This window comes from Kitasatospora sp. NPDC088779 (assembly GCF_040685395.1).
Classification (GTDB): domain Bacteria; phylum Actinomycetota; class Actinomycetes; order Streptomycetales; family Streptomycetaceae; genus Kitasatospora.
In genome coordinates, this window is record NZ_JBFBHW010000105.1 from 1 (window position 1) to 6,175 (window position 6,175).

4 protein-coding genes, 1 pseudogene and 1 riboswitch are annotated in these 6,175 nt (G+C 75.3%); of the genes and pseudogenes, 1 reads left to right on the forward strand and 4 read right to left on the reverse strand.

What is annotated here, in order from left to right; genetic code table 11:
* Positions 1 to 172: 172 nt before the first annotated feature.
* From AB0P03_RS40485 to AB0P03_RS40500, 4 genes are all read right to left on the reverse strand, one after another.
* Positions 173 to 1,108, reverse strand: a complete 936-nt coding sequence (locus AB0P03_RS40485) for a M56 family metallopeptidase (RefSeq protein ID WP_363633742.1) — start codon at positions 1,106 to 1,108, stop codon at positions 173 to 175.
* Positions 1,105 to 1,473 (reverse strand): BlaI/MecI/CopY family transcriptional regulator, encoded by a 369-nt coding sequence (locus AB0P03_RS40490; protein ID WP_363589677.1) that lies wholly within the window; start codon positions 1,471 to 1,473, stop codon positions 1,105 to 1,107. The genes AB0P03_RS40485 and AB0P03_RS40490 overlap by 4 nt, the downstream gene beginning before the upstream one ends.
* A gap of 145 nt (positions 1,474 to 1,618) precedes the next feature.
* Positions 1,619 to 4,369 (reverse strand): FtsX-like permease family protein, encoded by a 2,751-nt coding sequence (locus AB0P03_RS40495; RefSeq protein WP_363633743.1) that lies wholly within the window; start codon positions 4,367 to 4,369, stop codon positions 1,619 to 1,621.
* Complete coding sequence (locus AB0P03_RS40500) at positions 4,366 to 5,262, reverse strand: ABC transporter ATP-binding protein (RefSeq protein ID WP_363633745.1); 897 nt, start codon at positions 5,260 to 5,262, stop codon at positions 4,366 to 4,368. The genes AB0P03_RS40495 and AB0P03_RS40500 overlap by 4 nt, the downstream gene beginning before the upstream one ends.
* Before the next feature lie 137 nt (positions 5,263 to 5,399).
* Positions 5,400 to 5,576, forward strand: a riboswitch (M-box (ykoK) riboswitch).
* A 360-nt stretch (positions 5,577 to 5,936) separates the two neighbouring features.
* Between AB0P03_RS40500 and AB0P03_RS40505 the strand changes: the two are divergent.
* Positions 5,937 to 6,175: pseudogene (locus AB0P03_RS40505) on the forward strand (manganese transporter); the annotation flags it as partial.

A 6,175-nucleotide genomic window follows, 5' to 3' on the forward strand; every position in this document is an offset into this window, starting at 1 on the left:
CCCAGGACCCCGCCCGACGCAGCAACTCGGCACGCTCGTCCTCAGACAGCGAGATCACCACGGCAGAAGGCCCAGGATGCGACACCATAAAAGGGTATCAACTTACCCTCATGATTTGTGGCGCATCACACTAGGGTCCGCCCGGCATCGTGACCGGGGGACGGCGGACGCCCTACGGGTGCGGCGCGCAGGCCAGCAGGTACGGCAGCAGCGGGAGCGCCGACACCACTATCCAGAAGGCCAGTTGGCGCCTTCGTCGGCCGTGCCCCGGTCGGGCCAGCCGGCGGACCCGGGCCAGCACCCCGGTGGCGGACGCCGCCAGCGACCCGCCGGGCGCGATGCCGTACGCCGTGCCCGGCACGACGCCGTGCGCGGCGCCCGTCGGGGCTCCGGACGTCGCCAGGGCGCAGAGCGCGGAGGCCAGTTCGCTGCGCGACACCCGCGCCAGCGCGGCGTCGTCGGCCGCCATCTCCAGCAGCAGCCCCACCTCCGCCCGCCCGCGCCGGGCCAGCGGCAGCGGGCCGAACAGCAGGGCGAAGGTGTCCGCCGGCAGCCGGAACAGGTGGTGGCGGCCGCGGATGTGTCCGTGCTCGTGCGCCACCGCCGCGGCCAACTGCCGGTCGTCCAGCAGCCGCAGCGCCCCGCGCGACAGGACCACCCGGGAGCTGCGGCCGGGCAGGCAGTAGACGGTCGGGTGGGCGTGCTCCAGGATCAGGGCGCCCCAGCGCCCGTCCCGGACGGCGACCACGTCCAGCATCGCCCGGTGCCGTCGGCGCGCCCGTCCGGCCCGGACGCCGACGGCCGCCACCACCGTGGCGATCGCGGCCCCGGCGGCGGCCAGCAGCCACCAGTCGTGGGTGTGCGGGGCGACGGGCCCGGGGGGCTCCGGGTGCGGGAACAGTCCGACCAGCCCGGCCGGCTCGTGGGCGAACGGCTCCACCGCGTGGTGCGCCGCCAGCAGCAACGCGACCAGGAAGGAGGCCATCAGGGCCAGCCAGAGCGCGGCGCCCGCCGCCGGGCGCGCCTGCAACCGGGCCGAGCCGGCCAGTCGGCGCGGCAGCAGGACCCCGGTCACGGCCAGGTGGAGGCCGAGCAGCGCGAGGGTCACTCGGCGTCCCGGGCCTTCACCTGCTCCAGCGCCGCCAGCAGCGCGGATGCCTCGTCGCTGCTCATCCCGTCGACGAAGTGCAGCAGCGCACCCGCCCGGTCCGGCGTGGTCTCCAGCGCCTGGCGCATCAGCCGCGCGGTGTACGCCTCCCGGGTGCAGGTCGGCTCGTACGCCCAGGCCCGGCCCACCTTGTCCCGGCGCAGCCAGCCCTTGGTGTGCAGGATGTCGGCCACCGTGGTGACGGTGGTGTACGCGACCGGCCGCTGCCGCTGGAGGTCGTCCACCACCTCGCGTACGGTGGCGGGCCGCCCCCAGGACCACAGCCGGTCCATGATCTCGGCCTCCAGGTCGCCGAACCCGCGCAGCACCGCCGTTCTCTCCCTCGCCGACCGCCGGCGCCCTTCGCCCGCTAGAACCCGCCCATGGTACGGCGCTCTCGCGCGCGGGTCGCCCGCGCACGCCGAAGCCCGCCCTCCGGAATGGGGGGCGGGCACCGGCGTGCGCCAGGGGTCAGGACAGCCGCCGCCCCATCGGGATGCGGGAGCGGGTCAGCAGGGCGGCGAGCAGCCCCGCCAGCACCGGGAGCACCAGGACGACCAGCAGCAGCTGGCCCCAGGGGGCGGTGATCAGGGCCGGGTGGCCGCCGAACCCGCTCGCCCGGGACTTCAGCAGGCCCACCGCGGGGACGAAGCCGTTGACCGCCCCGAGCAGCGCCCCGAGCAGGGCGATCATCGCGCACTGCAGTCCCGCCATGGTGCGGCGGATCCGCGGTGGTGCGCCGACGGCGGCCAGGGTGGCCTGGTCCTGGCGGGAGTCGGCGGCGGCCAGGCCGGTGGCGATGCCGGCGGCGCCGAGGACGACCAGTCCGGCGAAGCCGCTGAGGGCCAGGGTGAGGGCGTCGCCGCGGGACTGGAAGCCGCGCTCGACCTCCAGCTGGGCGGCCCGGTCGAGCCGGACGACGGCGGCCTCGGTGCGCTGCTGGGCCTTGCGGTCGGGCGGGGTGGCGGGCACCCAGATCGAGCCGGTGGGCTTCGCGGTGAGCCCGGGCAGGAGCTTGGGCAGCGCCGAGGGCAGGATCAGGCCCTGGGCGAAGCGGGCGGCGGTCGGGTTCTCGACCAGGACGGCGTCGGCCGGGATTTCCTGAAGGTCGGGCTTGGGGACCTCGCCGGGCTGGAGCGGCGCGCCGGAGCTGCCACGCAGCTGGAGCACCGCCCGGCCGTCGCCGGCGAGGAAGGCGCGGTCGAAGACCAGGATCTTCCCGGCGGCCAGGGCCTGTTCGGCGGCCGGGTCGTGGATGCCGAACTGGGTGCGGAGCATGGCGGCGTCCCCGGAGGCCAGGTGCGGCGGGCCGGACGCGGTGCGCCAGTTCACGGTGCCCTTGAGCTGGACGGTGCTGGAGCAGTTGGCACAGAACTGGTACACCGCTTCGCCGAGGTCGGCGCGCGGCCCCAGGTCGGTCAGCTGCTTGCCCACCTCGGCGCGCAGGCCGTCGAGTTGCGGTCCGTCGACGGTGGAGAGGAGCTGCACGGCGCCGTACGGGGCCTGCGGCCGGTAGTCGCGGCGGTTCTCGGCGTCGGTGCTGGTGCTGTAGACGCCGATGGCGACGGCCCCGGCCACGGCGGCCATCACGGCGGCGACGGCCGGCGCGGTGCGCGAGCGGTGCCGGGCGGAGTCGCGCAGGGCGAGTCGGGGGCCGAGCGGCAGCCGCCTGGCGAGCCGGCCGAGCAGGGCGACGAGTGCGGGGGTGCAGGCGAGCAGGCCGAGTTCGGCGATGACGGAGCCGCCGAGCACGGTCAGCGTGCGGGTGTCGTAGGTGCTGACGACGGGCACGCCGCCGTGTTGCAGCGCGCTCGCGCCGTACAGGGCCAGGGCGGCGCCGGCGGCGAGCAGCAGCACACCGAGCACGGTGACCCAGCGGTTCGGGGCCTGGACGGTGTCCCGGTCGGTGAGTCCGGCGGTGACGCTGCGGCGGGCGGCCTGCCGGGCGGGCAGCGCGGCCGCGAGGAGCGCCGTGAGCAGGCCGATCCCGCCGATCGCGAGCAGGTCCAGTGGCGGCAGGGCGAAGTGCCCGAAGCGGGCGCCGCCGGCCCGTTCGATCCACGGGCGCAGCCCGGCGACGAGGCCGCCGCCGAGGACCAAGCCGACCACGGCCCCGGCCGCGCCGAGGACGAGGGCGCCGCCGAGCACCACCGCGCCGACGTGCGTCCGCCGGCCGCCGGCGGCGCCGAGCAGCGCGAGCTGGCGGCGGGAGCGGCGGGCGCCGACCGCGAAGGCGGGGCCGGCGAGCAGGGCGACCTCCAGCAGGCCCATGCCGGTGACGGTGGCCACCACGACCTTGGTGTTGTCGTCGGCGGAGGGGCCGAAGGAGCGGTAGGCGTCCCGGTAGTAGGGGACGGCGGCGCGCGGCGGCGGGGCGAGCGCGACCGAGCGGGCGGTGAGGGTGTAGCCGTGGGCGTTGAACTCCTGGACCTTGGCCCAGTCGAGGGTGGCCCCGGCGGGGAGCCGGACCAGCCAGGCGCCGCGTTCGGGCTCCGGCGGTGCCGCGGCCGGGCTGCCGGGAGGCGTGGCGGCGGCGAGCTGGCTCAGCAACGCGCCCGACTGGGCGACGAGTTCGACCCGGCGGAGGTCGTCCGGGTGCTCGACGACGCCGGTGATGGTGAAGGTGGTCCGCTCCAGGCCCGGAAAGGTGGTGGTGCCGCCGACGGCCAGCCCGGCGTTGTCGAGGAAGGCCCGGGTGGCGGCCAGTTCGCGCGGGCCGCCCGGGGCGTGGCCGTCGACCAGGTTGAGCCGGCCGTGCCAGAGCGGGTCGGTGAGGTCGGCCTCGGTGGTGAGGGTGCGGACCAGGCCTTCGGGGGAGGTCGCGCCGGTCTCCGGGCCCTGCCGGGCGGAGGTGAGCACGCTGCCCGGCGGCAGCAGCCCGGTGACCAGGGTGACCGGGTCGGTGCCGGCGGCCTTCTGCTGCTCGGCCGTGGGCGGTTGTCCGGGGCGGGGCTGGGCCGCGAAGGCGCCGTCCTCGGCGACCGGGGCCTGCTCGACGGCCCGGCCGGGGGCGAGCGAGGTGACGAGGGCGTCCGCCCCGCCCAGCACCCGTTCGACCCGTTCGGCCGGGGTGAGCTGCCCGCTGCGGTGGACGACGTCGGCGCCGGTGACGCCGAGGACGGGCAGCGCGATCATGGCGACGATCAGGGCGCTGCGGCCCTTGGCGCGCAGCGCGTCGCGGCGGGCGATGCGCAGGGCGACCTTCCAGGCGCCGAGTCTCATCGGGCCACCTCGCCGAAGCCGCCGGCCGCGTGGCCGAAGTCGCCGACCGCGTGCCCGGTGCCGGTGGCCGAGTGCCCGGCCCCGTCGGCCGCGTGGCCGTAGCCGTCGGCCGGGGCGCTGAGCGGCTCGGCGGTCAGCCGGCGCTTGCCGGTGCGCCGCCCGTGGCTCTCGGAGGCGACCGCGCCGTCCTTCAGATGGACCACCCGGTCCGCCCAACTGGCGTGCGCGGCCTCGTGGGTGACCATCATCGCGGCGGCCCCGGCGTCGCAGCGGGCGCGCAGCACGGCGAGCACGGCCTCGCCGGTGGCGGAGTCGAGGGCGCCGGTCGGTTCGTCGGCGAGGACGAGGCGGCGCTCGCCGATCAGCGCGCGGGCGATGGCGACGCGCTGCTGCTGGCCGCCGGACATGTCGTCGGGGAAGCGGTCGGCGAGTTCCCCGATGCCGAGCTCCTCCAGGGCGGCGAGCGCCTCGCGGCGGGCGGTGCGTCCGGAGACTCCGTCGAGTTCGCGGGGCAGCGAGATGTTCTCGGCGGCGGTGAGAGCGGGGATCAGGTTGTAGTCCTGGAAGACGTACCCGATGGAGCGCCGCCGAAGGTCGGCGAGCCGGCCGCGGCTGAGGCCGCCGAGGGCCACGCCCTCGACCAGGATCTCGCCCTCGCTGGGCGCGTCGAGTCCGCCGGCCAGGGTCAGCAGGGTGGACTTCCCGGAGCCGGACGGGCCCATGACGGCGACGAACTCGCCGGGGTGGACGGCCAGTTCGACGCCGCGCAGGGCGTGTACCTCGGCGGCGCCCCGGCCGTGCACCCGGGTGACGTTGGCCAGGTGCAGGACGGGTGCGGATCGGGTCGGATCGCTGTGGGACACACTTCCCCCTCGTGAGCTGTTGAGCTGCATATGTCGGTGAACTATATATGCCGGACGGGGGTGCACGTCGAGGGGTGGGTTTGGTCAAGCTTCTACAAAGCTGTCGAAGTTCGGTCGAAACGCCGCTATCCGGGTGAAGGGGAGGGTTTATGCTTGACGAGATTTGAAAGGCACCTCGTTCGGTGAGGCGTCTTCACGGACACAGGCCACTGACCCGACGACGTCGAGAGACGCCCAGGTTCAGGACAGGTCTTCCCGAGTTAAGGGTTGACCCCAAGTGGCTTCCGGCCGATCGGGCTGGACACGCCGTGGAGTGCCAAAGCTCTGACGAGTTGGGGTGTGCCGGTCCCGTGGGGCCGGTCCGCTCCTTGCCGTGTCGCGATGCGGTGCACAGACGGTGCGCCCCCGACCGGGAGGAGGCGAGAGACATGGACTGCGATAGTCCGGGCCATAGTCGCCCCTGCCCCCGCATGCTCTCGATCACCTCTGGCACGCGGTAACAACCTTCCCTGCGCGCGTTCACCTGACGCTGCGTCATGCGCTCAACCGCGCCCCGACGCACGACGTCTGACGCTCCGTCATGCCCTCACGGCCGCCGCCGCTCAGCGCCGCCGTGCGGTCCGACGCCGTGCGCTCTCGCAGGGAGGATCGCTGCTGCGTGCCCCCTGTCGCCCCCTCAAGGAAGGGGGCAGGGAGGCCCTGCCATGACCAACGTGATGCTGGACCCGAAGGTCCCCACCACCACCCGCACCGCCGTGCTCGACGACGCCCACGTCGGCGACATCAGGGGTGCGCTCGGTACCATCCGGCTCGACGACACCACGCCGCGCCACGGCCTGTCCGCGCGGCTCAAGACCCTGCTCGCCATCGTGGGCCCCGGCCTGATCGTGATGGTCGGCGACAACGACGCGGGCGCCTTCTCGACGTACGGGCAGGCGGGGCA

Bases quoted from the DNA above. Each gene is read 5' to 3' on its own strand.
- AB0P03_RS40495 (WP_363633743.1), bottom strand. From the start codon at position 4,369: ATGAGACTCGGCGCCTGGAAGGTCGCCCTGCGCATCGCCCGCCGCGAC.
- AB0P03_RS40500 (WP_363633745.1), bottom strand. From the start codon at position 5,262: ATGCAGCTCAACAGCTCACGAGGGGGAAGTGTGTCCCACAGCGATCCG.